The organism is Burkholderia sp. BDU5 (genome assembly GCF_001522845.1).
Lineage (GTDB): Bacteria > Pseudomonadota > Gammaproteobacteria > Burkholderiales > Burkholderiaceae > Burkholderia > Burkholderia mayonis.
Genome location: NZ_LOWC01000095.1, coordinates 1 through 847 on the forward strand (window position 1 = coordinate 1; position 847 = coordinate 847).

Annotated in this window: 1 pseudogene; it reads right to left on the reverse strand. The window is 56.9% G+C overall.

Annotation, left to right across the window (positions count from 1 at the left end):
- A pseudogene (locus tag WS69_RS15320) lies at positions 1 to 623 on the reverse strand (DUF6708 domain-containing protein); the annotation flags it as partial.
- Positions 624 to 847 lie beyond the last annotated feature (224 nt).

An 847-nucleotide genomic window follows, 5' to 3' on the forward strand; every position in this document is an offset into this window, starting at 1 on the left:
GCGAGCGCCATTTCGACCTGCCGCTTGCCGGTCCATTCCCGGCCGATCGAGAACACACGAGTGACATTGCCGTGGTCGTCGACCGTGTAATGACGGATGTGGAAGATCGTGCCGAAAGACGTGTCTTCGCGGTGCAGGCAAAAAATCGAATCTTTCGTCCACGGCGCTTCCCAAATGACATCGCCCTCGCCGGGCTTCGCGAAGAAACGGCGCACACGAATCGCAAAAAGCTTGCGGGCTTCACGATGAAAGCGGATCGGGCGATAGCGCAGACCAAAGAACAGACCGCGCCCGAGCTTCCAGACTATCGTGCCGAAAAGGACCACAGCCGCAATCGCTAGGCAGTTCATTATGAAGTCGCCTGACGCGCCATTCGCATGAGTAAAAGCGTAGACGTATGGTCCGATCCCCATGCACAGGAAAGCGAACACGACACCAGTGACAAACCACTGTTTTTCGAGAAAGGACGGCTCGATCACGTCCATGTAGGTTGAATTAATGCTGAACGTCGAGCCGAAATCCTGAACATCGGGGCCAACGGATCGATTGATCGGCAAGCGATGCGCCAGATCCCATTCCGGCACTGGCTTGCCGATACACTTCTTCATGACGCGTTCGTCCATGTATCAACCTCCTGCCGCCGAGGTGAAAGCCTTGAGCTCTGCCTCGAGCGAGTCGTAGTGTTCCCCCTTACTGAACTTGCAGCGAGACACCCAGTCTTTGAGGGCCGACGCCTTGAAAATCGCGATTGTGATAACCGGCTCCCGAGTGCCCATCAAGTTGCGCGAGCGGCCGGCTTGTCGAGCCAAGCTGCGGCATGCATTCGACCGTCCGTTTCACCCGTCGA